Origin of the sequence: Pseudomonas sp. NFPP24, from assembly GCF_900112095.1 — a bacterium.
Classification (GTDB): domain Bacteria; phylum Pseudomonadota; class Gammaproteobacteria; order Pseudomonadales; family Pseudomonadaceae; genus Aquipseudomonas; species Aquipseudomonas extremorientalis.
The window spans coordinates 507,253-533,123 of record NZ_FOKD01000001.1 but is presented as its reverse complement, the minus strand read 5'-3'; the positions used below and the strand labels follow the sequence as shown (position 1 = coordinate 533,123).

Genomic DNA, 25,871 nt, shown 5'->3' with positions numbered 1-25,871 from the left:
TCGAATCGTCGCACCGCCCCTCCCATATTTTTAGGCTGCGATGGACAGTTTCAGCTTGTTCATCGCGCTTTTCTCAAGCTGACGAATCCGCTCGGCCGACACGTTGTACTTCTGCGCCAGGTCGTGCAGCGTGGCTTTTTCTTCTGCCAGCCAGCGCTGGTAGAGGATGTCACGGCTGCGGTCGTCCAGCACTTCCAGCGCTTCGTGCAGGTTGTGGTTGGAGTTGTCGCTCCAATCCGCATCCTCCAGCTGACGCGCCGGGTCGTAACGGTGGTCTTCCAGGTAGTTGGCCGGCGATTGGAAGGCACTGTCGTCGTCCGCTTCAGCAGCGGGGTCGAAGGCCATGTCGTGGCCGGTCAGGCGGCTTTCCATCTCGCGCACTTCACGCGGTTCCACACCAAGGCTTTCGGCCACGCGGTGGACTTCCTCGTTGTTCAGCCACGCCAGGCGTTTTTTCTGGCTGCGCAGGTTGAAGAACAGTTTGCGCTGGGCCTTGGTGGTCGCGACTTTCACGATGCGCCAGTTGCGCAGGATGAACTCGTGGATTTCCGCCTTGATCCAGTGCACGGCAAACGATACCAGGCGCACACCCATCTCGGGGTTGAAGCGCTTTACAGCCTTCATCAGGCCGACGTTGCCTTCCTGGATCAGGTCAGCCTGAGCCAGGCCGTAGCCGCTATAGCTACGGGCGATATGTACGACAAAACGCAGGTGGGCGAGCACCATCTGCCGAGCCGCCCCCAAATCCTGCTCATAGTAGAGACTCTCGGCCAGTTCACGCTCCTGCTCGGGCGTCAGCAACGGAATGCTGTTGACCGTGTGCACATAGGCTTCCAGGTTCGCACCCGGGACCAAGGCATAAGCAGGTTGCAAAGAAGTGGTCATACGAAAAAACCTCCGACTCACATAACTCGTGCAGTGAAGCACTGCGAAAATTGACCGGGAACCGTAGGACAAGTTCCCTAAACCACCAATACGGTCAATACAAACGAAACCACATTAATCTGACATTAACTACTTCGGTGCCAGCTCACGTAAATGACGAGCGACCGCAATCCAAGCACCGATATACCCCAACAATACCGCGCCAAGCAAGAGACTCAGACCATCGGCTACCGGCACGCCAGCCAGGGCGAAATCACTGCCGTAGAGTCCGGCAAGCCCGACAACCGCGTCGTTCAGCCAGTCCAGGCCAAAAGCCAGCACGCCCCAGGACAAAATCCCGGCACCAAAGCCATAAAGCGCGCCCATGTACAGAAAAGGCCGACGCACATAGCTGTCCGTGCCGCCGACCAGTTTAATCACTTCTATCTCGGTGCGACGGTTTTCAATATGAAGACGAATGGTATTACCTATCACCAAAAGTAATGCAGACACCAACAGCACTGTCAGACCGAACACAAAGCGGTCGCCCAGCTTGAGGATCGCGGCCAGGCGCTCTACCCAGACTAGATCAAGTTGCGCCTGTTGCACCTTGGGCATCTCTGCGAGTTTTTGTCGCAGGGCTTCCAGCGCCGGCTTGTCCACCTCGTTCGGCGTCACCAGGACCACGCCCGGCAGCGGGTTCTGTGGCAGCTCCTTGAGCGCCTCGCCCAGGCCGGATTGTTGCTGGAACTCTTCCAGTGCCTGATCGCGACTGATGTACTCGGCATCCGCCACGCCGGAGATGTTCTTGATGTCGTCGCGTAACGCTTCGCCATCTTTGGCACTGGCGTCGATATTCAGGTACAGCGAAATCTGCGCTGCGCGCTGCCAGGAACCGCCCAGGCGCTCCACATTATTAAGCAGGAGCGACAGGCCCATCGGCAGGCTCAGGGCTACTGCCATCACCAGGCAGGTGAAAAAGCTGCCGATCGGCTGCTTGCCCAGGCGGCGCAGGCTGTCGACCAGGCTGGCGCGATGGCTTTCGATCCAGGCGCGCAGCAAGGTGCTGAAGTCCGGGCCGTCGTCATCGTGGTCGTGTTTTTTCTTCGGCGGTTGCGGGTCGGCCGGTTTCGGCGCCACGCGTTCGGAGACTTTAGGGCTGCGTGTTGCACTCATACGCCGGCCTCCCCGTCACCGATCAGGCGGCCACGTTGCAGAGTGAGCATGCGATGGCGCATGCGCGCGATCAGTGCCAGGTCGTGACTGGCGATCAGCACGCTGGTGCCCAGGCGGTTGATGTCTTCGAATACGCCCATGATCTCGGCCGCCAGGCGCGGGTCGAGGTTACCGGTGGGTTCGTCCGCCAGCAGCAGGGCCGGGCGGTGGACGATAGCGCGAGCGATACCGACGCGCTGTTGCTGGCCGGTGGACAGGTCGCCAGGGTAGAGATCGGTCTTGTCCGACAGCGCCACGCGCTCCAGGGCCGAGTCCACGCGCTTGACGATCTCGGCCTTGGACAGCCCGAGGATCTGCAACGGCAGCGCCACGTTGTTGAACACGGTGCGATCGAACAGCAACTGGTGATTCTGGAACACCACGCCGATCTGGCGGCGCAGGAACGGAATCTGCGCGTTACTGATGGTGGCCAGGTCCTGGCCCGCCAACAGCAACTTACCGGTGGTCGGACGCTCCATGGCCAGCAGCAGGCGCAACAACGTACTTTTGCCTGCGCCGGAGTGACCGGTTACAAATAGAAACTCGCCGCGACGCACTCGAAAGCTCAGCTCATGCAAGCCGACATGCCCGTTCGCATAGCGTTTACCGACCTGTTCGAATCGAATCATGAACGCTCCCGCTCGGCAAACAGTGCCTGTACAAAGGGTTCGGCTTCAAAGGTGCGCAGGTCGTCGATGCCTTCACCGACGCCGATATAACGAATCGGCAACCCGAACTGCTTGGCCAGGGCGAAGATCACGCCGCCCTTGGCCGTGCCGTCGAGCTTAGTCAATGCCAGGCCGGTCAGTTGTACCGTCTGGTTGAATTGCTTGGCCTGGCTGATGGCGTTCTGGCCGGTGCCAGCGTCCAGTACCAGCAGAACCTCGTGCGGCGCGTCTGCGTCGAGCTTGCCGATCACACGGCGAACCTTTTTCAGCTCTTCCATCAAATTGTCTTTGGTGTGCAGGCGACCGGCGGTATCGGCGATCAGCACGTCGATGTTACGGGCCTTGGCGGCTTGCACGGCATCGAAGATCACCGAGGCGGAATCGGCACCGGTGTGCTGGGCGATGACCGGGATCTTGTTGCGCTCGCCCCACACCTGCAGTTGTTCAACCGCGGCGGCACGGAAGGTATCGCCGGCTGCCAGCATGACTTTCTTGCCTTCGGACTGCAGCTTCTTGGCCAGCTTGCCGATAGTGGTGGTCTTGCCGGCGCCGTTGACGCCCACCACCAGGATCACGAAAGGTTTTTTCGGGGTGATCACCAGCGGCGCTTCCACCGGCTTGAGCATCGCGGCCAGCTCGGCCTGCAGGGATTTGTACAACGCGTCGGCGTCGGTCAGCTGTTTGCGCGCGACCTTCTGGGTGAGGCTCTGGATGATCACGGCAGTGGCTTCGACGCCCACGTCGGCGGTGAGCAGGCGGGTTTCGATGTCTTCCAGCAGTTCGTCATCGATGACCTTCTTGCCCAGGAACAGGCTGGCCATGCCTTCGCCAATGCTGGCGCTGGTCTTGCTCAGGCCTTGCTTGAGACGGGCGAAGAAGCCGGTCTTGCTGGTTTCGACAGGTGCGACGACGGGCTCCGGCTCGACAACAGCAGGCACTGCCACCTCGGCCACAGCCGGAATCGGCGGGGCGATGTGCTCAGCCTGCACATCTTCGACCAGCGCCACGGGCTCTTCAGCCACCGGCAGTTCCAGCCACGGTTTGTGCTCGGGTTCCGGCTCGGGTTCCGGGACAGCCTCGACGACCGGCTGCAACACCGGCTCGGCCATCGGCAATACCACCGGCGCCGGGGTTTCGGCAACCGGTTCGGCTTCTACTGTTGGCTCAGGGATAGGTTCAGGTTGAACCGGCGGGTGTTCGTCGACGGTTTCCTGCGGTTTTTTGCGCAGCCATCCGAACAGGCCTTTCTTCTCGCCAGCCGCGGCTGGGGTCTTCTTGTCGTCGTTGGAACCAAACATGGAGACGGCTATCTCAAGGTAGCGACGCGCCAAGGGGCGCGCCGGTAAATAAAATTCGATGCGTAACAGACTGTTTTTTAGCCAGCTCGTTCATGCGCAACATTTTGAAGGCCAAAATAGGGCCTCAACAAGACGGCCGCAGTGGCCGTCCCTCAGTCGGATCAGTATCCTAGCACCTCCTCGCCCGCCGACGCTAAGACCAAGCGGGCAGCCCAACAGGTTTAAAAACGAATGAATGCTCTAGCCCGCCGCGCCGCAGGCCTGCTGTTCAGCACAGTTTGTCTGCCTCTTTCAGCCTTGGCTGCCGACCCACAACCCACCCATGAATTCACCCTGGACAACGGCCTCAAGGTGGTCGTGCGCGAAGATCATCGCGCCCCGGTGGTGGTTTCCCAGGTCTGGTACAAGGTCGGTTCGAGCTACGAAACCCCGGGCCAGACCGGTTTGTCCCACGCCCTGGAACACATGATGTTCAAGGGCAGCGCCAAGGTCGGCCCCGGCGAAGCCTCGCTGATCCTGCGCGACCTGGGCGCCGAAGAGAACGCCTTCACCAGCGATGACTACACCGCTTACTACCAGGTGCTGGCCCGCGACCGCCTGGGCGTCGCCTTCGAGCTGGAAGCCGACCGCATGGCCAGCCTGCGCCTGCCGGCCGACGAGTTCAGCCGCGAGATCGAGGTGATCAAGGAAGAGCGCCGCCTGCGCACCGACGACAACCCGATGTCCAAGGCCTACGAGCGCTTCAAGGCCATGGCATTCCCGGCAAGCGGCTACCACACGCCGACCATCGGCTGGATGGCCGACCTGGACCGCATGAAAGTCGAAGAGCTGCGCCACTGGTACCAATCCTGGTATGTCCCGAACAATGCCACCCTGGTGGTGGTCGGCGACGTCACCCCGGACGAGGTCAAAAACCTGGCCCAGCGCTACTTCGGCCCGATCCCCAAGCGTGACGTACCACCGGCCAAGATCCCGATGGAACTGGCCGAGCCCGGCGAGCGCCTGCTGACGCTGCATGTGAAAACCCAACTACCGAGCGTAATGCTGGGCTTCAACGTGCCAGGCCTGGCCACCGCCGAAGACAAACGTTCGGTACAGGCCCTGCGCCTGATCTCGGCCTTGCTGGACGGCGGCTACAGCGCCCGCATCTCCGAACAGTTGGAGCGTGGTGAAGAGCTGGTTTCCGCTGCGTCCACCAACTACGACGCCTACACCCGTGGCGATACCCTGTTCATGCTGAGCGCCACGCCGAATCAACAGAAGAAGAAAACCGTCGCCCAGGCAGAAGCCGGCCTGTGGCGCCTGCTGGAAGAGTTGAAGGCCAAGCCGCCGACCGCCGAAGAACTGGAACGCATCCGCGCCCAGGTCATTGCCGGCCTGGTCTACCAGCGTGATTCCATCACCAGCCAGGCCACGGCCATTGGCTCCCTGGAGACTGTCGGCCTGTCCTGGAAACTGATGGACACGGAGCTCGCCGACCTGCAAAGCGTGACCCCGGAAGATATCCAGAAAGCCGCGCGCACCTACTTCACCCGCGAACGTCTGAGCGTCGCCCATGTTTTGCCTGAGGAGACCGCTCATGAGTGATCGCAAAAGCAGCCGCCTGATCTTCCCCGGCCTGATCGTCGTCACCCTGATTGCGGCGAGCGCCGTGTATTTCCTGCGTCCGAGCGAGTCCGTCGCCAGCCAGGCACTGGAAAAAGCCCAATCGAGCAGCAAGCTGCAATCCCTGGCGGAACTGGACGACAAGGCGCCGACCAACCGCAAGCTCGACGTACAGACCTGGACCACCGCCGAAGGCACCAAGGTGCTGTTCGTCGAAGCCCATGAACTGCCGATGTTTGACATGCGCATCCTGTTCGCCGCCGGCAGCAGCCAGGACGGCAACGTACCCGGCCTGGCGCTGATGACCAACGCCATGCTCAACGAAGGCGTACCGGGCAAGGATGTGAGCCAGATCGCCCGTGATTTCGAAGGTCTGGGCGCGGACTTTGGCAATGGTGCATACCGCGACATGGCGCTGGTGTCCCTGCGCAGCCTCAGCGACAGTAGCAAACGCGACGCCGCCCTGAGCCTGTTTGACCAGGTGATCGGCAAACCGACCTTCCCGGCCGACTCCCTGGCCCGGATCAAGAACCAGATCCTCGCCGGCTTCGAGTACCAGAAGCAGAACCCCGGCAAGCTGGCCAGCCTTGAACTGTTCAAGCGCCTGTACGGCGATCACCCTTACGCGCACCCGAGCGAAGGCACGCCCGAGAGCGTGCCAAAGATCACCATCGCGCAGTTGCAGGCGTTCCACGCCAAGGCTTACGCAGCAGGCAACGCGGTGATTGCGGTAGTGGGCGATCTGACCCGCGCCGAAGCCGAAGCCATGACGGCCAAGGTTTCTGCATCGCTGCCCAAGGGCCCGGCGCTGCCAAAAATTGCTCAGCCGACCGAACCCAAACCGGGCCTGACTCGTATCGAGTTCCCGTCCAAACAGACGCACTTGCTGTTCGCGCAACTGGGCATCGACCGTGCCGACCCGGACTACGCAGCCTTGTCCCTGGGTAACCAGATCCTCGGCGGTGGCGGTTTCGGCACTCGCTTGATGAGCGAAGTGCGTGAAAAACGTGGTTTGACCTACGGCGTGTACTCCGGTTTCTCGCCGATGCAGGTGCGTGGCCCGTTCATGATCAATCTGCAGACCCGCGCCGAAATGAGCGGCGGCACCCTGCGCCTGGTCGAGGACGTGGTGGCCGACTACCTCAAGACCGGCCCGACGCAAAAAGAACTGGATGACGCCAAGCGCGAGCTGGCCGGCAGTTTCCCGCTGTCGACCGCCAGCAACGCCGATATCGTCGGGCAGTTGGGCGCGATGGGTTTCTACGACCTGCCGCTGACCTATCTGGCAGATTTCATGAAACAATCCCAGGCCCTGACCGTAGAGCAGGTCAAGGCTGCAATGAATAAACACTTGAGCGCCGACAAGATGGTCATCGTGACCGCCGGCCCGACGATTGCGCAAAAGCCACTACCGCCCCCCACTGATAAACCCGCCGAGCAGCCGCTCGGGGTTCCGGAGCATTAATGGCCAGTTCATCTCGCCCGAAAAAACCTGTCCACAACGTGCATAACGGTGTGGGCCAGCTGCGCATCATTGGCGGCGAATGGCGCAGCCGCAAGCTGAGCTTCCCCGACGTCGTAGGCCTGCGCCCGACGCCTGACCGCGTGCGTGAAACCCTGTTCAACTGGCTGGCTCCATACATTGCAGGCGCCAAGGTATTGGACCCGTTCGCTGGCAGTGGTGCGCTGTTCCTGGAGGCGCTGTCCCGTGGCGCCGCCCTGGGTCAGGCGCTGGACGCCAGCAATGTGGCGGTGTCCAGCCTCAAGGAACACCTGGGCACCCTGCGCTGCACCACCGGCCAGGTGCAAACCGCCGACGCCCTGCGCTACCTGGAAACCCAGCCGGCCAGCGAGTTCGACGTGGTGTTCCTCGACCCGCCGTTCAACCAGAACTTGCTGCCAACCGTGTGCGCATTGCTGGAAGATCGCCAATGGCTGGCAGCGGATTCGTGGATCTACACTGAAAGCGAGACCGCCCCTTCTACCCTGGGCTTGCCGGCCACCTGGCGCCTGCACCGGGAACAGAAGTCCGGACGGGTGTATTACGCGTTGTGGCAACGCAGCGCCGCCTGACCTCTGTTTGTGGCGAGCGGGCTTGCCCCGCGTTGGGCTGCGCAGCAGCCCCACCAAGAACACCGCGATTGCTCAGTTAGAACATCATTACTGGTTTTGGGGCCGCTTCGCAGCCCAACGCGGGGCAAGCCCGCTCGCCACAGTTAAATGCATCCGCAGCAGAGCGTGTCATGACCCCTTCTTCCGACCTGTTCACCCCCGCCTTCGGCCTCGGCAACCCCCACCTGCAAACACTGTGGGGGCCGCTGTGGCGCCCTACCACCCACATCGAACGCCAACGCGAACGCCTGTGGCTGGAAGACGGCGACTTCCTCGACCTCGATTGGCATGGCCCCCATGACGCGCAAGCACCGTTGGTGCTGGTGCTGCATGGGTTGACCGGTTCCTCCAATTCGCCCTACGTGGCCGGTCTGCAAAAAGCCCTGGCTGCGCAAGGCTGGGCCAGCGCGGCGCTGAATTGGCGTGGCTGCTCGGGCGAACCAAACCTGTTGGCGCGCAGCTATCACTCCGGCGCCAGCGAAGACCTGGCCGCGGCGATTGCCCATCTGCGCGCCAAGCGACCGCTGGCGCCGCTGTATGCGGTGGGTTATTCACTGGGCGGCAATGTGCTGCTCAAGCATTTGGGCGAAACCGGCGAAGCATCAGGGCTGCAAGGCGCGGCGGCGGTATCGGTGCCGTTTCGCCTGGACCAGTGCGCGGATCGCATCGGCCTGGGATTCTCGCGGGTTTATCAGAAGCATTTCATGCGGGAAATGCTGGCCTATATCCGCGTCAAGCAACGGCGCTTTCTAGAGGATGGTCGTGCGGAGGGGTTGAAGACGCTTGAGGCCCTGGGTTCATTGGACAAGATGCGCACGTTCTGGGACTTCGACGGCCGGGTCACCGCGCCGCTGCACGGTTTCCTGAACGCCGAGGACTATTACCGCCGCGCCTCCAGTCGCTATTATCTGGGCGATATCCGCACGCCGACCCTGATCATCCAGGCCGCCGATGACCCGTTTGTGTTTGCCCACAGCCTGCCCGAGGCCAGTGAGCTGTCGGACTGCACCGAATTCGAATTGCTGGCCAAGGGCGGGCATGTCGGTTTTGTCGATGGAACACTGAAGCGCCCCGGTTATTACCTGGAGCGCCGTATTCCGGCCTGGTTGCTCAGTCGCCGGTAGCGATGGCCCGTGCCGGATCGGTGATCCACTCGCTCCACGACCCTGCATACAACTTGCCCAACGGGTAACCGGCCAGGCTCAGGGCAAACAGATTGTGGCACGCCGTCACCCCTGAACCGCAGTACGCCACCAGTTCATCCGGCGAGCGACCTTGCAGTTGGGCGGCGAAGCGTTGCTTGAGTTGGTCTGCCGGCAGGAAGCGGCCGTCAGCCCCCAGGTTTTCGTTGAACGCCGCGCACTGCGCCCCAGGGATGTGCCCGGCCACCGGGTCGATCGGCTCGACTTCACCGCGAAAGCGCGGCTGTGCACGGGCGTCGAGCAAGGTCAGGCCGGGTTGGCCCAGGCGTTTTTGCAGGTGTTCGGCATCCAGCACCAGGCGATTATCTGGCGCACCAACGAAGGCGCCCGGCTCAACCACCGGCGCGTCCAGGCTCAGCGGGAAACCCGCCGCATGCCAGGCCTTGAGGCCACCATCCAGAATAAACACGCCATCGCGCTTGCCCAGCCACGCCAACAACCACCAGGCCCGTGCGGCATAGGCACCGGGGCCGTCGTCATACAGCACGATATCGGTGTCGGCGTTGATCCCCCAGGCACGCAATTGCTCGGCGAAGGTATCTGCGGCCGGCAACGGATGGCGACCGGTCACGCCCTTGATCACCGGCCCACTGAGGTGGCGTTCCAGGTCAGCGTACTGCGCGCCCTCGATATGCCCTTCGGCATAGCTGCAGAGCCCGTAGTCAGGGTCTTCCAGGGCAAAACGGCAATCGAGGATCACCAACCCGCCGGCCTTCTGGCGCTCGGCCAATTGCTGGGGGCTGATCAGTTGGGCAAGCGGCATGACGGACTCCTATGAACAGATTCGGGAAAGGTCCTACTTCACTTCTTCCAATGCCTGATTCAACGGCACGTAAAATTCTTTGAACAACCCATCCACGGCCTCCTTCGCCTGGGGCGTGACAAACCCCGCCTCCAGCACCAGCACCTGATACACCCCGCGCTTGATCGCCTCGGCGCTCAGGTGGGCGGAGTTTTCATTGGTGGTGCACAGAAAGCGCACCCAGGAGGTGAGGATGATCCAGGCATTGAGGGTCAAGGCTTCGGTTTGCACCGGGTCCATATTGAGGATGCCAGCGTCGACAAACCCTTGGTAAATGGCGCCGCCCTGGGTCAGGCAGCGCTGGGAAAAGCGCCGGTAGCCGGTGGCCAGTTCCGGGTCGCTTTCCAGAAGGTGTTCGAGGTCGCGGTGCAGGAAACGGTAGCGCCACATACCGGCCAGCACGGCCTGCAGGTAGAAGCGCTTGTCTTCGACGGTGACGGCGCGGCCTTGGGGTGGGCGCAGGAAACTGTCCACCAGGGCTTCGTATTCACGAAACAGCACGGCGATGATCGCCTGCTTGTTGGGGAAGTGGTAGTACAGGTTGCCCGGCGAAATTTCCATGTGGGCGGCAATGTGGTTGGTGCTCACACTGCGCTCGCCCTGCTGGTTAAAAAGCTCCAGGCTGGTTTGCACAATGCGCTCGCTGGTCTTTACTCGTGGTGCCATAGGGGATCAGCTTCTGTACACGTGATAAGGCATCTTACGGCCTATCCTTGCACGGATAAAACCGGATGTTGCTGCAATGTTATTTGACAATTTAGAGTAATGACTCTAAAAATCCAGGCAGACCTATAACAATCGGGAACGCCGCCATGTCTGCCAACGTTGCCTACCTGCAAGATTCCCAGGCACTGGACTCACTCCAGCGCCTGTTCGACACCCAGCGTCGTGCCTACGCCGCCAACCCGATGCCATCGGCCGCGCAGCGCCAGCAATGGCTCAAGGCCCTGCGCGACCTGCTCAGCGACGAGCGCCAGGCACTGATCAACGCGATCAGCCAGGACTTCAGCCACCGCAGTGCCGACGAAACCCTGTTTGCCGAACTGATGCCCAGCCTGCATGGCATTCACTATGCCAGCAAACACCTCAAGGGTTGGATGAAACCATCCCGGCGAGCTGTAGGCATTGCCTTCCAACCGGCCTCGGCCAAAGTCATCTATCAACCGTTGGGCGTAGTTGGCGTGATCGTGCCCTGGAATTACCCGCTGTACCTGGCCATTGGTCCGCTGGTCGGCGCGTTGGCGGCGGGCAACCGGGTGATGCTCAAGCTCAGTGAGTCCACCCCCGCCACTGGCGAGTTGCTCAAGGTGCTGCTGGCGAAAATCTTCCCCGAAGACCTGGTGTGCGTAGTGCTGGGCGAAGCCGAGGTGGGCATGGCGTTTTCCAAGCTGCCCTTCGACCATCTGCTGTTCACCGGCGCCACCAGCATCGGCAAGCATGTGATGCGTGCGGCGGCCGAACACCTCACACCGGTCACCCTCGAGTTGGGCGGCAAGTCGCCGGCCATCGTGTCTGCGGATGTACCACTCAAGGACGCCGCCGAACGCATCGCCTTCGGCAAGGCGTTGAACGCCGGCCAAACCTGTGTCGCGCCCGACTATGTATTGGTGCCGGAAGACCGCGTCGACGGCTTCGTCGAGGCCTACACCCAGGCCGTTCGCGGATTTTATCCGACCCTGGCCGACAACCCGGACTACACCGCCATCATCAACGAACGACAACTGGCCCGGCTGAATGCCTACGTCAAGGACGCCACCGACAAGGGCGCCACCCTGATCCCGCTGTATGACCAGGGCCAGGCGCGGCGCATGGCCCACAGCCTGTTGCTGAATGTCAGCGATGACATGACCGTGATGCAGGACGAGATCTTCGGCCCGGTGCTGCCGATCGTGCCGTATCGCGGTATCGACCAGGCCTTTGCCTACATCAACCAACGTCCTCGCCCACTGGCCCTGTACTACTTCGGTTACAACAAGCGCGAGCAGGACCGCGTGCTCCACGAAACCCATTCCGGCGGCGTGTGCCTGAACGACACGCTGCTGCATGTGGCCCAGGACGATATGCCCTTTGGCGGCATCGGCCCGTCGGGTATGGGCCACTATCACGGGCATGAAGGCTTCCTGACGTTCAGCAAAGCCAAGGGGGTGCTGGTGAAACAGCGCCTTAACGCGGCGAAGCTGATCTACCCGCCCTACGGCAAAGCCATCCAGACGTTGATCCAGAAGCTGTTCGTTCGCTGAAACCGCCACCCACGGGATAACAATAACAATGAACCCTAGCCTGACTGATTCACCCGTGCTGTCGCGGCGCGGCGTCTTGAAGATTGGCCTGTGCGCCAGCGCCTTCCTGGCTACCGCCGGGTTGGGCGCCAGCCTCAGCGGTTGCTCCAGCAGCACGCCGGCCAGCGGTTTTGCCATGCTGCGCAGCAGTGACTTGCCGTTCCTGCGCGCGGTCATCCCGGTGCTGCTCGAAGGCGTGGCCAGCGCCCAGGAAGTTGCCAGCGGGATTGAAGACACCCTCAAGAAGCTCGACTTCAGCCTGCAACACCTGTCGCCGGAGATGTTCAAGCTTACCCAGCAACTGTTCGACGTATTGGGCATGGGCGTCACCCGTGGACCGTTGACCGGAATCTGGGGCAGTTGGGAAAACGCCAGCGGCGAGCAGATCCGCAACTTCCTGCACCGTTGGGAAAACAGCTACCTGAACCTGCTGCGCATGGGCCAGGGCTCGCTGCTCAAGCTGGTGATCATGGCCTGGTATTTCCAGCCGGCGTCCTGGGCGCATTGCGGTTACCCCGGTCCGCCGAAGATTTGATTCGCCGCCCTCCCATAAAAACAAGAGACGACCCTGATGCCCGTACCCGACCTGTTCCGCGACGGCATGGCCCGTGGCTGGAAAACCCACAATGGCGCCACCCTCGATAACGACCTGACCCTGGAAGCCGATGTGGTGATCATCGGCAGCGGTGCCGGCGGCGGCACCACTGCCGAAGTCCTCAGTGCCGCCGGCTACAAGGTGCTGCTGATCGAAGAAGGCCCGCTCAAGACCAGCAGCGACTTCAAGCTACTGGAGGACGAGGCCTACACCAGCCTGTACCAGGAGGGCATCGGTCGCATGAGCAAGGACGGCGCTATCACCATCCTGCAGGGCCGGGCCGTGGGCGGCACTACGCTGATCAACTGGACATCCAGCTTCCGCACCCCGGACGCCACCCTCGCTCACTGGGCCAGCGAGTACGCCGTAAAGGGCCACAGCAGCGCCGAAATGGCGCCCTGGTTCGAAAAGATGGAACAACGCCTGGGCATCGCGCCCTGGGCCCTGCCACCCAACCCCAACAACGATGTGATCCGCAAAGGCTGCGAAAAGCTCGGTTACAGCTGGCATGTGATCCCGCGCAATGTGCGCGGCTGCTTCAACCTGGGCTATTGCGGGATGGGCTGCCCGGTCAACGCCAAGCAATCGATGCTGGTGACCACCATCCCGTCCACCCTGGAAAAAGGCGGCGAGCTGTTGTACCTGGCCCGCGCCGAGCGCCTCAAATACAGCGGCGACACCATCAGTAGCCTGGAATGTATGGCGATGGACGAGCGTTGCGTGGCGCCTACCGGACGCAAGATCACGGTGAAGGCCAAACATTACGTGCTCTCGGGCGGCGGCATCAACAGCCCCGCGCTGCTGATGCGCTCGGACGCGCCCGACCCGCACTCGCGGCTGGGCAAACGCACATTCCTGCACTTGGTGAACTTCTCCGCCGGGCTGTTCGACGAGGTGATCAACCCGTTCTACGGCGCGCCGCAGTCGATCTATTCCGACCATTTCCAGTGGCAGGACGGCACCACGGGGAAAATGTCGTACAAGCTGGAGGCGCCGCCCTTGCACCCGGCGCTGGCCAGCACCCTGCTCGGCGGTTACGGCACCCAGAACGCCCTGGACATGAGCCAATTGCCCAACACCCACGCGATGCTGGCGCTGCTGCGCGACGGCTTCCACCCCGACAGCCCGGGCGGCAGCGTGGAGCTACGTGGCGATGGCACGCCGGTGCTCGACTACCAGGTGTCGGACTACGCCTGGAATGGCTTGCGTCGTGCCTTCCACAGCATGGCCGAGATCCAGTTCGCGGCGGGCGCCAAGTCGGTCAAGCCGCTGCATCACGATGCCCGCTACGTAAAAACCCTGGGCGAAGCGCGCACGCTGATTGAAGGCCTCAATCTGGAACTGCATCGCACCTGCCTGGGCAGCGCCCATGTGATGGGCGGTTGCGCCATGGGCGAAGACCCGAAAAATGCAGTGGCCGACAGCCTGGGGCGCCATCATCAGTTGCGCAACCTGTCGATCCACGATGGCTCTCTATTCCCCACCAGCATTGGGGCCAACCCACAATTATCGGTGTACGGTTTGACCGCCCAACTGGCGACAGCCTTGGCCGAACGTCTGAAAACAGCGTGAAAAAACACGGTATTCGCCGTGTCTATAGTGCTTTCTTCTGCATAAGTTGACTTTCCCGACCGGGACGGCTGCGATACCATCCGGTTCCCCAACGGACTCCGCCAGGACGACGCGATGAACCGAGTGTTGTACCCAGGTACCTTCGACCCGATTACCAAAGGCCATGGCGATCTGGTCGAACGTGCCTCACGCTTGTTCGACCATGTGATCATCGCGGTCGCGGCCAGCCCCAAGAAAAACCCGCTGTTTCCCCTGGAACAGCGTGTGGAGTTGGCGCGTGAGGTCACCAAACACCTGCCCAATGTGGAAGTCGTGGGCTTTTCCACACTGTTGGCGCATTTCGCCAAAGAGCAGAACGCCAATGTGTTCCTGCGCGGCCTGCGTGCAGTGTCGGACTTCGAGTACGAGTTCCAGTTGGCCAACATGAACCGCCAACTGGCGCCGGACGTGGAAAGCCTGTTCCTCACACCGTCGGAACGCTATTCGTTCATTTCCTCGACGTTGGTCCGTGAAATTGCCGCTTTGGGCGGAGATATCACCAAGTTCGTGCACCCGGCCGTGGCGGATGCACTGACCCTGCGCTTCAAGAAATAAGCCCCCAATCGGCGCCTGCTCGCACTGCGGGCGCCAATGCGGCACAATTGCGCGCATTAGTTTTCAGATGCCTTGGCGGACGGCCCTGGCAGGAGTTTCCATGTCCCTGATCATCACCGACGATTGCATCAACTGCGACGTCTGCGAACCTGAGTGCCCGAACGCCGCGATTTCCCAAGGCGAAGAGATCTACGTGATCGACCCCAACCTGTGCACCCAGTGCGTCGGCCACTACGACGAGCCTCAGTGCCAGCAAGTGTGCCCGGTGGATTGCATCCCGCTGGATGAAGCCCATCCAGAGACGCAAGAGCAACTGATGGAGAAGTACCGCAAGATTACCGGTAAGGCCTGACCCACCTTTAGCGCCTGTCATGACCTCATCGGGGGCAAGCCCCCTCCCACATTTGGATTGCGAACACTTTCACTGTGGGAGGGGGCTTGCCCCCGATGGCAATATCAGCAATCACCCATCAATCAGCTCTGGCACTTAGGGCAAAACACACTCGCCCGCTGTCCCAGCACCACATTGCGCAATTCGCTGCCGCAGGCCTTGCACGCCTCGCCGCCCCGGCCATAGACGAACAGTTCCTGCTGGAAATACCCCGGCTGCCCGTCGCCGCCGATAAAGTCGCGCAGCGTGGTGCCGCCACGCTCGATGGCCGCCGCCAGCACGCGCTTGATCTCGATCGCCAGCTTCAAATAACGCGCTCGCGAAATACCACCCGCCTCACGACGCGGATCGATCCCCGCCGCAAACAGCGCTTCCGTCGCGTAGATATTGCCCACACCCACCACCACCGCGTTGTCCATGATGAACGGCTTCACCGCCATCGACCGCCCACGGGACAGCTGGAACAGACGCTCGCCGTCAAACAGGTCGGTCAGCGGCTCCGGCCCCAGTCGGATCAGCAGTTCATGGTTGTGCGGGTCCTGGCTCCAGAGCATCGCGCCAAAACGCCGAGGATCGGTGTAGCGCAGGGCCAGGCCGGATTCGAGCTCGATATCCACATGTTCATGCTTGGCCGCCGGCATGCCGGCCTCTACCAGACGCAGGTTGCCCGACATGCCGAGGTGGCTGATCAAGGTGCCCACTTCGGCATTGATCAACAGGTACTTGGCCCGCCGCTCCACCAGCACGATGCGCTGCCCGGACAGGCGCACATCGAGGTCTTCCGGGATCGGCCAGCGCAGGCGCCGTTCGCGCACCACCACGCGGCTGACCCGCTGGCCTTCCAGGTGCGGCGCAATCCCGCGCCGGGTGGTTTCGACTTCTGGTAACTCGGGCATAGGTGCCTCTTTAAGGAAGGATCAGTGGGCGCCCAGTTCGCGGATCGACAATTTCATACTCTCGAAGTCGTAGTCCGACAGCCCCACGTAGTCCAGCACCAGGTGGCCGATGGTATTCCATTCATGGTCCACCGTCTGGCTGCCCAGTACACGGTAGGACGAGCAGATATGCTCGGCCATTTTCAGGATCGCCAGCAGGTTCTTGAGCTGCGGAGTGCGCGACGACTCATCGCTGAAGATCGCCAAGGCGTTGTGGTGGTTGGCGATGGCGTCGGTCACATGCTGCGGCAGGCGCCAGGATTTGGCGGTGTAGTAGCCGACCACGGCATGGTTGGTGTTGAACGCGTTGTTCTCGGTGTCGACCACGCGGCAATCGGGGCCGGCATTGGCATACGCCTGCTCCAGCACCGCCATGTAGTTGGGGAAGCGCTTGAGCATCAGCGGCACGCCACAGTCATGGAACAGACCCAGGGCATAGGCCTCGTCCACCGCCTGGGCGCCGGTGCGCTTGGCCAGGGTGAGGCAGGTCATGGCCACATCCTGGGCGGTGTCCCAGAAGCGGTTGAGGGTGACGATGGTGTCGTCGCTCATCTCGCCCTTGATCGACAACGCGTTGATCAGGTTGATGATCGAACGACTGCCCAACAGGTTCACTGCGCGCTGGATCGACGCGATCTTGTTGCTCAGGCCGTAATACGACGAGTTGACGATCTTCAGCAGTGCGCCCGACAGGCCCGGGTCCTGGGAGATCAGCCGCGCGATCACTTCCAGGTCCGGATCGGGCATGTATTGCTCCATCTGCAAATCCACCATGATTTGCGGCTGGGGCGGCACGCTGATGCCCTGCAGGGCCTGTTGGATCTGTTCGGCGGAAAGCTCTTGGGACATAAGTACATACTCTGGGCTAGACGGGGATTCTAACCTCTAAGCAAACCTGACCGACACCCAAATGCCCGATTGAAACCGGACTAAATGTGGGAGGGGGCTTGCTCCCGATGGCATCACCGCCGTACGTCAGATACACCGCGCCGCCTGCATCGCGGGCAAGCCCATGCCCACATGAACCGCGCCGCAACAGGTATACTCCCGCTCTTTTTTCCGGAGCGACGTCATGTCCCTGCCAAGCCTGCGTCTCAAAGCCAACGCCGATCGTCGTTTGCGCAACGGCCACCTGTGGGTCTACAGCAACGAAATCGACGTGGCCGCCACCCCACTCCACGGTTTCCAGGCGGGTGACCAGGCCATCCTCGAAGCGGCCGGCGGCAAGACCCTGGGCATCGTGGCCATGAGCCCGAACAACCTGATCTGCGCCCGCCTGCTGTCGCGCGACATCAAGTTGCCGCTGGACAAGTCGCTGCTGGTGCACCGCCTGAACGTCGCCCTGTCCCTGCGTGACCGCCTGTTCGACAAGCCGTTCTACCGCCTGGTCTACGGCGACTCCGACCTGTTGCCGGGCCTGGTGGTCGACCGTTTCGGCGACATCCTGGTGGTGCAGATCGCCTCGGCGACCATGGAAGCCCATAAAGAAGACGTGATCGCTGCCTTGACCCAAGTGCTCAAGCCAAGCGGCATCCTGTTCAAGAACGACTCCGCCGCGCGCGATGCCGAAGGCCTCAACCGCTACGTCGAAACCGTGTTCGGCCTGGTGCCGGAGTGGGTAGCGCTGGAAGAAAACGGCGTGAAGTTCGAAGCCCCGGTAATCCAGGGCCAGAAAACCGGCTGGTTCTACGACCACCGCATGAACCGCGCCCGCCTGGCCCCGTATGCCAAGGGCAAGCGCGTGCTGGACCTGTACAGCTACATCGGTGGCTGGGGCGTGCAGGCTGCGGCCTTCGGCGCCAGTGAAGTGTTCTGCGTCGACGCCTCCGCCTTCGCCCTCGACGGCGTGGAGCGCAACGCCGCGCTGAACGGCTTTGCCGAGAAGATGACCTGCATCGAAGGCGACGTGTTTGAAGCCTTGAAAGAACTGAAAGCCAGCGAAGAACGCTTCGATGTGATCGTCGCCGATCCACCGGCCTTCATCAAACGCAAGAAAGACATGAAAAACGGCGAAGGCGCCTACCGCCGCCTCAACGAGCAAGCCATGCGCCTGCTCAGCAAGGACGGCATCCTGGTCAGCGCGTCGTGCTCCATGCACTTGCCGGAAGATGACCTGCAAAACATCCTGCTGACCAGCGCCCGTCACCTGGACCGTAATATCCAGATGCTCGAACGTGGTGGCCAGGGTCCGGATCATCCGGTGCATCCGGCGATTGCCGAGACGCGGTATATCAAGAGCATTACGTGCCGGTTGTTGCCGAATAGCTGATGCCGCTGGCCTGTAGGGGCCTCCGGGTTCCTACAGGCTTTCAGGAAGTTTCGCTCAAAACCAGGCTTTGACTTTCCTCTACTCAGACTCGATCCTCGACTCCCTCACGGAATCGAGGCTCGCCCATGTCGACGGCAATCACACAGGCTGAAAAACCTTTCATTGTTTTCTGGCTGATGACCATGACCCTGCTGGGCGTCTTCCCGCTTGACGTCGTGCTGCCTTCCTTTCCCGCCCTGGCGGAACACTTCTCCACCTCCACCACCCAGGTCGCCCGCTCGGTCAGCCTGTTCGCCATTGGCTTTTCCTGCGCCATGCTGTTGATCGGCCCGCTGTCCGACAGGATCGGCCGCAAGAAGCTGCTACTGGCCAGCATGCTCGTCGCAATCATGGGTGCGGCCGGGTGTTTAACCGCCAGCACGACCGCCCAATTCCTGTTCTTTCGCGTCATCCAGGCCATGGGTTGCGGCGGTTTCATACTGTCCCAAGCGTTGGTGCAGGACCTTTTCTTCGGCAGAGAACAAGAGCGGTTGCGGATCGCCATGGCTACGGCCGGGGGAATTTTCATTTCGGTTTCCCCGCTGCTGGGCGCGTGGCTGCAACTGCACGGGGGGTGGCAAGCCAGCTTCTATCTGTTTATAGCGCTCTGTGCAGCCACCCTGATCATGGCTCACCGGCTACTCCATGGCGGCTTGCCTCAAGCGGCACCAAGCCGCCAAAGCATGTTCAAGGCCTACACCAAGGTCTTCGCCAGCCGGCACTTCGCCAGCTATGCCACGATCTCCGCGATTACCTTCGCCTGTCATTTCTCGTTCATCGTTGTGTCACCGCTGATTTTCATGGACCAGTTGCAGCTGACGCCCCACGAATACTCGTTGACCCTGCTCCTCTACGGCGCCGCTTATGTACTGGGCGGTGTCAGTGCGGGCTTGTTGCACAAGCGACTACCGGCCGCGACCCAGATGGCCACCGGGCTGGTGCTGATCGCGATCTCGGGCATCGTCATGCTGGTCCTCGCCTATCAGTTCGGCTTATCAACCCCGACCGTGCTGGTGCCCATGCTGCTCTGCACAGCAGGCACGACCATCACCCGCCCCATTTCCAATTCCAAGGCCATGAGCTTGTTTCCGGACAATGCAGGGACGGCGGCCTCAGCGGTGGCGGCAGTGCTATTCATTGCCGGTGGTCTTATCAGTGCATTCATCAGCACCTTTACCCACCATCTGAGTACCGCGCTGGGTCTGTGCTTTCTGATGCTGAGCGCCGTCGCCCTGGCCCTGAACGCATGGGCGCGGCGTCACCCGCACGTCCCGTAGCCGCTATCTTCACGGTTTCGGTCATTCCCTCCCGCCGCCAGCGGTGTAGAATCGGCCTATTCATCGCCAGTCATCCCCCGGCGGGTTTATGAGCTCGAGGCCCAAGCAAGCGGCGATCCCGCGACGCGAGTGGCAACTTCCGGACACACGGCCATTTTTCGGGTGTTCCAGACGTCAATAGAAGCTCACTCCCTTTTGATACCGATTAGCCGCCCGGAGTGCTCCATGCCAGATTACCGCTCGAAAACATCCACCCACGGCCGCAACATGGCCGGCGCGCGCGCACTATGGCGTGCCACGGGGATGAAAGATGACGACTTCAAGAAGCCGATCATCGCGATTGCCAACTCGTTCACCCAGTTCGTACCCGGCCACGTCCATCTCAAGGACCTGGGCCAACTGGTCGCCCGCGAGATCGAACGCGCCGGTGGCGTCGCCAAGGAATTCAACACCATCGCCGTGGATGACGGCATCGCCATGGGCCATGACGGCATGCTGTATTCCCTGCCGAGCCGCGAGATCATCGCCGACTCCGTGGAATACATGGTCAACGCTCACTGCGCCGACGCCATCGTCTGCATCTCGAACTGCGACAAGATCACCCCTGGCATGCTGATGGCCGCCCTGCGCCTGAACATCCCGGTGATCTTCGTCTCCGGCGGCCCGATGGAAGCCGGCAAGACCAAACTCGCCTCCCACGGCCTCGACCTGGTCGACGCCATGGTCATCGCCGCCGATTCCAGCGCTTCTGACGAGAAGGTCGCGGAATACGAGCGCAGTGCTTGCCCAACCTGCGGCTCGTGCTCCGGCATGTTCACCGCCAACTCGATGAACTGCCTGGTGGAAGCCCTGGGCCTGGCCTTGCCGGGCAACGGCTCGACGCTGGCCACCCACAGCGACCGCGAGCAGCTGTTCCTGCAGGCCGGCCGCACCATCGTCGAGCTGTGCAAGCGTTACTACGGCGAGAACGATGAGTCGGTATTGCCGCGTAACATCGCCAACTTCAAGGCGTTCGAGAACGCCATGACCCTGGACATCGCCATGGGCGGTTCCACCAATACCATCCTGCACTTGCTGGCCGCGGCCCAGGAAGCCGAGATCGATTTCGACCTGCGCGACATCGACCGCCTGTCCCGTCACGTGCCGCAACTGTGCAAGGTCGCGCCGAACATCCAGAAGTACCATATGGAAGACGTGCACCGCGCCGGCGGAATCTTCTCGATCCTCGGTTCGCTGGCTCGTGGCGGCCTGCTGCACACCGATCTGCCGACCGTGCACAGTCCATCCATCGCCGAAGGCATCGCCAAGTGGGACATCACCCAGACTGACGACGAAGCCGTGCACACCTTCTTCAAGGCTGGCCCGGCCGGTATCCCGACGCAAACCGCGTTCAGCCAGTCGACCCGTTGGGACACCCTCGACGACGACCGTGAAAACGGCTGCATCCGCAGTGTCGAGCACGCCTACTCGAAAGAAGGCGGTTTGGCCGTGTTGTACGGCAACATCGCCCTGGATGGCTGCGTGGTGAAAACCGCCGGTGTGGATGAGTCGATCCATGTGTTCGAAGGCAACGCGAAGATCTTCGAAAGCCAGGACAGCGCCGTGCGCGGCATCCTCGCCGACGAAGTGAAGGAAGGCGACATCGTGATCATCCGCTACGAAGGCCCGAAAGGCGGCCCGGGCATGCAGGAGATGCTGTACCCGACGTCCTACCTGAAATCCAAGGGCCTGGGCAAAGCCTGCGCCTTGCTGACCGACGGCCGCTTCTCCGGCGGTACTTCGGGCCTGTCCATCGGCCACGCTTCGCCGGAAGCCGCTGCCGGTGGCGCAATTGGCCTGGTGCAGGATGGTGACAAGGTGCTGATCGACATTCCGAACCGTTCGATCAACCTGTTGATCAGCGATGAAGAACTGGCCGCGCGCCGGGTTGAGCAGGACAAGAAGGGGTGGAAGCCAGTGGAGAAGCGTCCACGCAAAGTGACTACCGCATTGAAGGCTTACGCCCTGCTGGCCACCAGTGCCGACAAGGGTGCTGTGCGTAACAAGGCGATGCTTGACGGTCTGTAAGCTGCGCCCATAAAAATGCCCCGTCACGTGCGGGGCATTTTTTTGCCTGGCGTTCTGACGCTGTAGTTTTTCATACGCCGGCCGATAACAGGCGCAACTGTATTCTCAAGGAACTTACCCGCATGGATGCCCGCTTTACCGCTCTACGCCCAGCTGCATGGGCGCTTTCCCTATTGGCGTTGGCCGGTTGCAGCTCGCTGCAAAAGCCTCAGGTGGACCCAGGCCTTGCACTCTTCAACGAAGCCATGACACTGCCGGCGCTCGACTACACCATCCTGCGCAACGGCGACAGAGTCGCGTACTCCGTCGACTTGCAGCAAAACCCGATCTCTGTGCAGTTCGACGCCTACTGCACACAAGGTCCTGGAAGGATGTTCTACCCCACGCGCACGGGCCTGCGGGCTTTTACTCCCTCACCGGCAACAGGCGTCGACCTGCCAGCGGCACAGGCCCAACAACTGCAGCAAAGCGCTCAATTGCAGAGCGTATGCAAGGCACGCCCCGTGCCCGACTGGCGGGTGCTGCAAACCTCTGCCGATCAGGGCTGGCTGCTGATCGACCGTAACAGCGTGCAGCAGCAAGGCAGTCAGATATCCGTCTGGGCCGCAGAGGATTACCTGCACTATCAGGTCGCCAAGACCGCATCGTTGTTTACTCAACGGCAGGAGCGGCTGACCCTGGATTGCACACAACGCACCATTACGTTGATGAGCCAGTTCAACCTCGATGAAACGCGCCAGATGATCAACGGCGAAATCCGTCGACAATTCAAGCCGCAAGCCTTGGATCAAGCTTCCGGCGAACATGCCCAGCTCTTCGAGGCTCTGTGCCAGGCGCCGGTGGAGCTGGCCCGGTTACCCGCTTTCAAGGCGCGCCAGGCATTGCCACCCGCTGCCAGCGCAACCAATGCCAACCCAGCCGTACTGGCGGCCATCCGAGCGCTCGGCCTGCCTGCGCCAACCCGCACCCTGAGCGAGCTGGCCTACGACTATGACGCCGTGCTCTTCAACAACACCCGCGTGGGCGACCAGACCAAGCAGACATTCATCAGTGTCGACAAAGCATCGGGTCAGACGCTGGTACAAACACGCGACTCGGCACTTGGCTTTAACCAGGAGCTGACCTTCCAAGGCCTGTTTGATCTGGACAGCCAAGGTCTCGACCGCAAAACAGGCACTGACAAGGTGAAGACACGCCTCTTGGTTGGCCTGAGCTTTCAAGGCGATTGGCGTAACTTGCCCCTCGCCAGTGAGGTGAGCTACACCCAAACGTGGTCAAAATCCATCAACCCCGATGGCAGTCCTTCGCCGGAGAACAGCGAGCCAAGAACCGTGACCTGCAAGGTCGCTCGGGAAATCCCGGCCGCCACCCTGACCCCGGACCTGAAGGGGCAAGCAAAGGTACTCGACTGCGTTCAGATGAAAGGTTGGACTTACCAGGCAGCCTACCTGAGCGACTATGGGCTGTTCATCAAATTGGGTGAGAACGCGTTGGTTGCGCAATGGAACTGGCATTTGAAATCGGTGAAGTGACGCGCGATAGCGTGGGTTGTTTGATCCCATGAAAATGCCCCGCCACGTGCGGGGCATTTTTATTCCGGTTGCACTCAGAACTGTGGGGTGTAGGTCATGGTGAACATCACATTGCGCGGGTCGCCATAGTAGTTACTGCCCCAGTTCGCGTTGTACGCCGGGATGTAGTACTTCTTGTCGAACATATTGTTCAGGTTCGCCGCGACGGTGAATTCCTGGTTGATCTTGTAGGCCACCCGCGAATCCCACAGTGCATTGCCCGGCACGCTGAAGGTGCGATCGTAGGCGACGGTGCTGCTTTGCGCCGTTACGCCAGCGCCGACGCTGACCTTCTGCCAGTCCCCCGGCAACTGGTAATCGCCCCACACCTTGAGCAGGTGCTTGGGCGTCCAGGTGCTGAAGACCTTGCCTTCGTAGGTGTCGTCCTTGAGGAACTTGGTGGTGTTGTACGTGTAGCTGGAGACCAGTTGCAGACCCGGCAGCACTTCACCGCCCAATGTGGCTTCAAAACCCTGGCTGCGGACCTTGCCCGAGGCCACCGAGCAGTACCAGCCATTACAGTTCATCGGCCCTTGCAGGTCCTGGACGCCACGATTTTCCTGGTCGTAGCGGAAGATCGCGAATGAAGTGTTGAGGCGGCCATCGGCCAGTTCACCCTTGATGCCCAGCTCGTAGTTCTTGCCCTCGATAGGCTTGAGCAGAGATCCCGAGGTGGTCAGGTTGGTTTGCGGCTCGAACGCATCGGCGTAGCTGGCGTAGGCCGACCATTGATCGTTCAGGGCATAGACCAGGCCTGCATACGGCGTGACCTTGCCGGAGGTTTGCGTGGTGCTTTCCTCGGCAGCGCCGTACACGCCCTGGCGGCCGTTCTGGCCAATATAGGAGTACTCATACCAACTGGTGCGCGCGCCGAGGATCAGCGTGAGCGGGTCCAGCACCTTGACGCGCCAGGTGCCATAGATGCCTTTCTGACGGATGTCATACCAGCTCTTCGAGGCGTTCCCCGCCTGGAACAACTGGTATTTGTCGCGCTGCACACGGTTATGGTCGATGTTGAAAATATCCGCGCCATTCGTTGCCGCCCGCGCCCACTGGTCGTCGGTGGTGAGTTTGGAATAGTTGGCGCCCAGAACCATTTCCTGTTGGAAACCCAGGCCGTCGAACTTGCCGTTGACATACACATCCGCGCCGCGACTTTTGGTATTGAAGTCGGTCACCCAGTCGATGTAGCGCACATTGCCCGTGTCGCCGGGGTTGGGGACAGTATCCCACGTCGCCTGGTAGGTCGCGTCGTTGTGTTCGTCCATCGCCACCAGCGCGGCCTTCACCTTCCAGTCATCGTTGAAACGATGCTCCAGGTCGGCGAACACCTGGGTCTGGTTGTTGACGGCACGGTTCCAGCTGGCGCCGACAAAGGTCGAGCGCGGCAGGCCGATATCACTGCCATTGGCGTAGCGGGGCAGCGACATGAAGTTGGGGCGTGAGTGGCCTTTCTGGTTGCTGATGCCGACGCCCACGGTGGTGTCTGGCGTGAAGTCGTAGTCGACGGCGCCATAGACGGTCTGATTCCAGCCGCCCGCGTAGTCGACGAAGGAGTTGGTGGTGTCGTAATCCGCCACAAACCGGCCGCGCAAGGTGCCTTCCGGGTTGAGCGGGCCACCGGCATCGACTTGGGTGCCGTAGTGGTCCCACGAGCCGGCCTTGGCGGTGATGGTCACTGTCGGTGCCTGCTGGCCACGCTTGCGCACCAGATTCATGGTGCCGCCGGGGCTATTCGCGCCTTGCAGCAAGGCCGCCGGGCCGCGCAGGGTTTCGACGCGGTCATAGATCGCCATGTTTTCCGTGAGGTAGCTGCCCAGCGTATAGGTGTTACGCGGGATTCCCACGCCGTCGTATTGCAGCGTGCCGACTTCGAAACCACGGGAGAAGATGAACATGCCAGGGCCAGGAGATTTGGTCGCCGTCAGGCCGGGCGTGCGCTTGACCACGTCGGAGAGCTTCGTGGTGTTCTGGTCGTCCATCTGCTTGCGGGTCATGACGCTGACCGACTGCGGGATGTCCTTGAGTTTCTGCTCGCCCTTGCCGATGGTCACGGCACCCGTGGTGTAGGAGCCGGTGCCTTCGGTGGTGACGCCCAGGCGCTCGGCGCTGATGGTGGTGGCGCCGACTTCGAGGGCGCCACCGGCGTCCACACGCTTTTCCAGGGTAACGGTATCGGCATTGATAAACGCCGCACTCAACCCCGTGCCGCCGAGCAGTTGCCCCAAGGCTTCACGCTGCCCCAGGTTGCCCTTCACCCCCGGTGACACCACACCCTGGGTCAACTCACCATTCACCAGTACCTGCACCCGTGTCACTGCCGAAAATGCCGCCAGCGCACCGTCCAGGCTTTGCCCCGGAATATCGAATCGATAAGTCTGGGCCTGGGTGGTTTCGGCGGCCTGCAGATACAGCGGCGCAGTGCCGCAGGCCATGGAAATAGCCAGTGCCAGCAAGGGCCGCGCGGCGAATCGGTGTGCCATGGATGGTGCTCCCCGGTGCAAAAAAGTCTGTGA

The 25,871-nt window shown here is 61.6% G+C and carries 22 protein-coding genes; 13 read left to right on the top strand and 9 right to left on the bottom strand.

Translation table 11 applies throughout. The features are described 5' to 3' along the window. Nucleotides 1–30 precede the first annotated feature (30 nt). From rpoH to ftsY, 4 genes are all read right to left on the bottom strand, one after another. Nucleotides 31–885 carry an RNA polymerase sigma factor RpoH gene (gene rpoH, locus BM026_RS02435; RefSeq protein ID WP_003176698.1) on the bottom strand — a complete coding sequence of 285 codons (855 nt, stop codon included), beginning with the start codon at nucleotides 883–885 and terminating at the stop codon, nucleotides 31–33. A gap of 129 nt (nucleotides 886–1,014) precedes the next feature. Beyond that, nucleotides 1,015–2,040, bottom strand: coding sequence for a permease-like cell division protein FtsX (gene ftsX, locus BM026_RS02430; RefSeq protein ID WP_093527240.1), 1,026 nt, complete (start codon nucleotides 2,038–2,040; stop codon nucleotides 1,015–1,017). Further along, on the bottom strand, nucleotides 2,037–2,708 hold the full coding sequence (gene ftsE / locus BM026_RS02425) for a cell division ATP-binding protein FtsE (protein ID WP_003234627.1): 672 nt from the start codon (nucleotides 2,706–2,708) through the stop codon (nucleotides 2,037–2,039). The genes ftsX and ftsE overlap by 4 nt, the downstream gene beginning before the upstream one ends. Then, a complete protein-coding gene (gene ftsY, locus BM026_RS02420) occupies nucleotides 2,705–4,045 on the bottom strand; it encodes a signal recognition particle-docking protein FtsY (protein ID WP_071490380.1) in 1,341 nt (446 codons plus the stop codon). The genes ftsE and ftsY overlap by 4 nt, the downstream gene beginning before the upstream one ends. A 231-nt stretch (nucleotides 4,046–4,276) precedes the next feature. Here ftsY and BM026_RS02415 point away from each other — a divergent pair, with 231 nt between their 5' ends. The 4 genes from BM026_RS02415 to BM026_RS02400 all read left to right on the top strand — a co-directional run bounded on the left by BM026_RS02415 (nucleotide 4,277) and on the right by BM026_RS02400 (nucleotide 8,886). Beyond that, the gene (locus tag BM026_RS02415) at nucleotides 4,277–5,632 is read left to right on the top strand and encodes a M16 family metallopeptidase (RefSeq protein ID WP_071490381.1); all 1,356 of its coding nucleotides are present in this window, start codon (nucleotides 4,277–4,279) and stop codon (nucleotides 5,630–5,632) included. After that, the gene (locus BM026_RS02410; protein ID WP_093527238.1) at nucleotides 5,625–7,115 is read left to right on the top strand and encodes a M16 family metallopeptidase; all 1,491 of its coding nucleotides are present in this window, start codon (nucleotides 5,625–5,627) and stop codon (nucleotides 7,113–7,115) included. Before BM026_RS02415 ends, BM026_RS02410 begins: the two co-directional genes overlap by 8 nt. Beyond that, nucleotides 7,115–7,723, top strand: a complete 609-nt coding sequence (gene rsmD / locus BM026_RS02405; RefSeq protein ID WP_071490383.1) for a 16S rRNA (guanine(966)-N(2))-methyltransferase RsmD — start codon at nucleotides 7,115–7,117, stop codon at nucleotides 7,721–7,723. Before BM026_RS02410 ends, rsmD begins: the two co-directional genes overlap by 1 nt. A 170-nt stretch (nucleotides 7,724–7,893) precedes the next feature. Beyond that, nucleotides 7,894–8,886: a hydrolase gene (locus tag BM026_RS02400; RefSeq protein ID WP_093527236.1), complete on the top strand. Its 993-nt coding sequence runs from the start codon at nucleotides 7,894–7,896 to the stop codon at nucleotides 8,884–8,886. On the opposite strand, the gene BM026_RS02395 is transcribed toward BM026_RS02400, so the two are convergent. Further along, on the bottom strand, nucleotides 8,873–9,727 hold the full coding sequence (locus BM026_RS02395; protein WP_093514112.1) for a sulfurtransferase: 855 nt from the start codon (nucleotides 9,725–9,727) through the stop codon (nucleotides 8,873–8,875). The genes BM026_RS02400 and BM026_RS02395 overlap by 14 nt on opposite strands. Before the next feature lie 33 nt (nucleotides 9,728–9,760). Continuing rightward, nucleotides 9,761–10,432, bottom strand: a complete 672-nt coding sequence (locus tag BM026_RS02390) for a TetR/AcrR family transcriptional regulator (protein WP_071490386.1) — start codon at nucleotides 10,430–10,432, stop codon at nucleotides 9,761–9,763. Between the two features lie 146 nt (nucleotides 10,433–10,578). On the opposite strand from BM026_RS02390, the gene BM026_RS02385 reads away from it, so the two are divergent. The 5 genes from BM026_RS02385 to BM026_RS02365 all read left to right on the top strand — a co-directional run bounded on the left by BM026_RS02385 (nucleotide 10,579) and on the right by BM026_RS02365 (nucleotide 15,158). Continuing rightward, nucleotides 10,579–12,006, top strand: coding sequence for a coniferyl aldehyde dehydrogenase (locus BM026_RS02385; RefSeq protein ID WP_093514111.1), 1,428 nt, complete (start codon nucleotides 10,579–10,581; stop codon nucleotides 12,004–12,006). Nucleotides 12,007–12,034: 28 nt separating this feature from the next. Further along, nucleotides 12,035–12,580 carry a twin-arginine translocation pathway signal protein gene (locus tag BM026_RS02380; RefSeq protein ID WP_092241941.1) on the top strand — a complete coding sequence of 182 codons (546 nt, stop codon included), beginning with the start codon at nucleotides 12,035–12,037 and terminating at the stop codon, nucleotides 12,578–12,580. Between the two features lie 36 nt (nucleotides 12,581–12,616). Further along, a complete protein-coding gene (locus BM026_RS02375; protein WP_092241939.1) occupies nucleotides 12,617–14,212 on the top strand; it encodes a GMC family oxidoreductase in 1,596 nt (531 codons plus the stop codon). A gap of 114 nt (nucleotides 14,213–14,326) precedes the next feature. Next, a complete protein-coding gene (coaD, locus tag BM026_RS02370; protein WP_003176711.1) occupies nucleotides 14,327–14,806 on the top strand; it encodes a pantetheine-phosphate adenylyltransferase in 480 nt (159 codons plus the stop codon). A gap of 100 nt (nucleotides 14,807–14,906) precedes the next feature. Beyond that, on the top strand, nucleotides 14,907–15,158 hold the full coding sequence (locus BM026_RS02365; protein WP_003176712.1) for a YfhL family 4Fe-4S dicluster ferredoxin: 252 nt from the start codon (nucleotides 14,907–14,909) through the stop codon (nucleotides 15,156–15,158). A 122-nt stretch (nucleotides 15,159–15,280) separates the two neighbouring features. Here the strand turns inward: BM026_RS02365 and mutM are convergent, their stop codons facing one another. Together mutM and BM026_RS02355 are read right to left on the bottom strand one after the other, a co-directional pair. Next, the gene (mutM, locus tag BM026_RS02360) at nucleotides 15,281–16,093 is read right to left on the bottom strand and encodes a bifunctional DNA-formamidopyrimidine glycosylase/DNA-(apurinic or apyrimidinic site) lyase (protein ID WP_093120601.1); all 813 of its coding nucleotides are present in this window, start codon (nucleotides 16,091–16,093) and stop codon (nucleotides 15,281–15,283) included. Nucleotides 16,094–16,114: 21 nt separating this feature from the next. Continuing rightward, nucleotides 16,115–16,927, bottom strand: coding sequence for an HDOD domain-containing protein (locus BM026_RS02355; protein WP_170856052.1), 813 nt, complete (start codon nucleotides 16,925–16,927; stop codon nucleotides 16,115–16,117). A gap of 277 nt (nucleotides 16,928–17,204) precedes the next feature. Between BM026_RS02355 and BM026_RS02350 the strand changes: the two genes are divergently transcribed. From BM026_RS02350 to BM026_RS02335, 4 genes are all read left to right on the top strand, one after another. Next, the gene (locus tag BM026_RS02350; RefSeq protein ID WP_003195152.1) at nucleotides 17,205–18,401 is read left to right on the top strand and encodes a class I SAM-dependent rRNA methyltransferase; all 1,197 of its coding nucleotides are present in this window, start codon (nucleotides 17,205–17,207) and stop codon (nucleotides 18,399–18,401) included. 125 nt (nucleotides 18,402–18,526) lie between these two features. Further along, nucleotides 18,527–19,717 carry an MFS transporter gene (locus tag BM026_RS02345; protein ID WP_092241930.1) on the top strand — a complete coding sequence of 397 codons (1,191 nt, stop codon included), beginning with the start codon at nucleotides 18,527–18,529 and terminating at the stop codon, nucleotides 19,715–19,717. Between the two features lie 225 nt (nucleotides 19,718–19,942). Beyond that, a complete protein-coding gene (gene ilvD / locus BM026_RS02340) occupies nucleotides 19,943–21,784 on the top strand; it encodes a dihydroxy-acid dehydratase (protein ID WP_092241922.1) in 1,842 nt (613 codons plus the stop codon). A gap of 245 nt (nucleotides 21,785–22,029) precedes the next feature. Continuing rightward, entirely contained in the window at nucleotides 22,030–23,316 is a 1,287-nt protein-coding gene (locus tag BM026_RS02335; protein ID WP_139217533.1) for a surface-adhesin E family protein, read from the top strand. Between the two features lie 74 nt (nucleotides 23,317–23,390). On the opposite strand, the gene BM026_RS02330 is transcribed toward BM026_RS02335, so the two are convergent. Next, on the bottom strand, nucleotides 23,391–25,838 hold the full coding sequence (locus BM026_RS02330; RefSeq protein WP_093527234.1) for a TonB-dependent siderophore receptor: 2,448 nt from the start codon (nucleotides 25,836–25,838) through the stop codon (nucleotides 23,391–23,393). Nucleotides 25,839–25,871 lie beyond the last annotated feature (33 nt).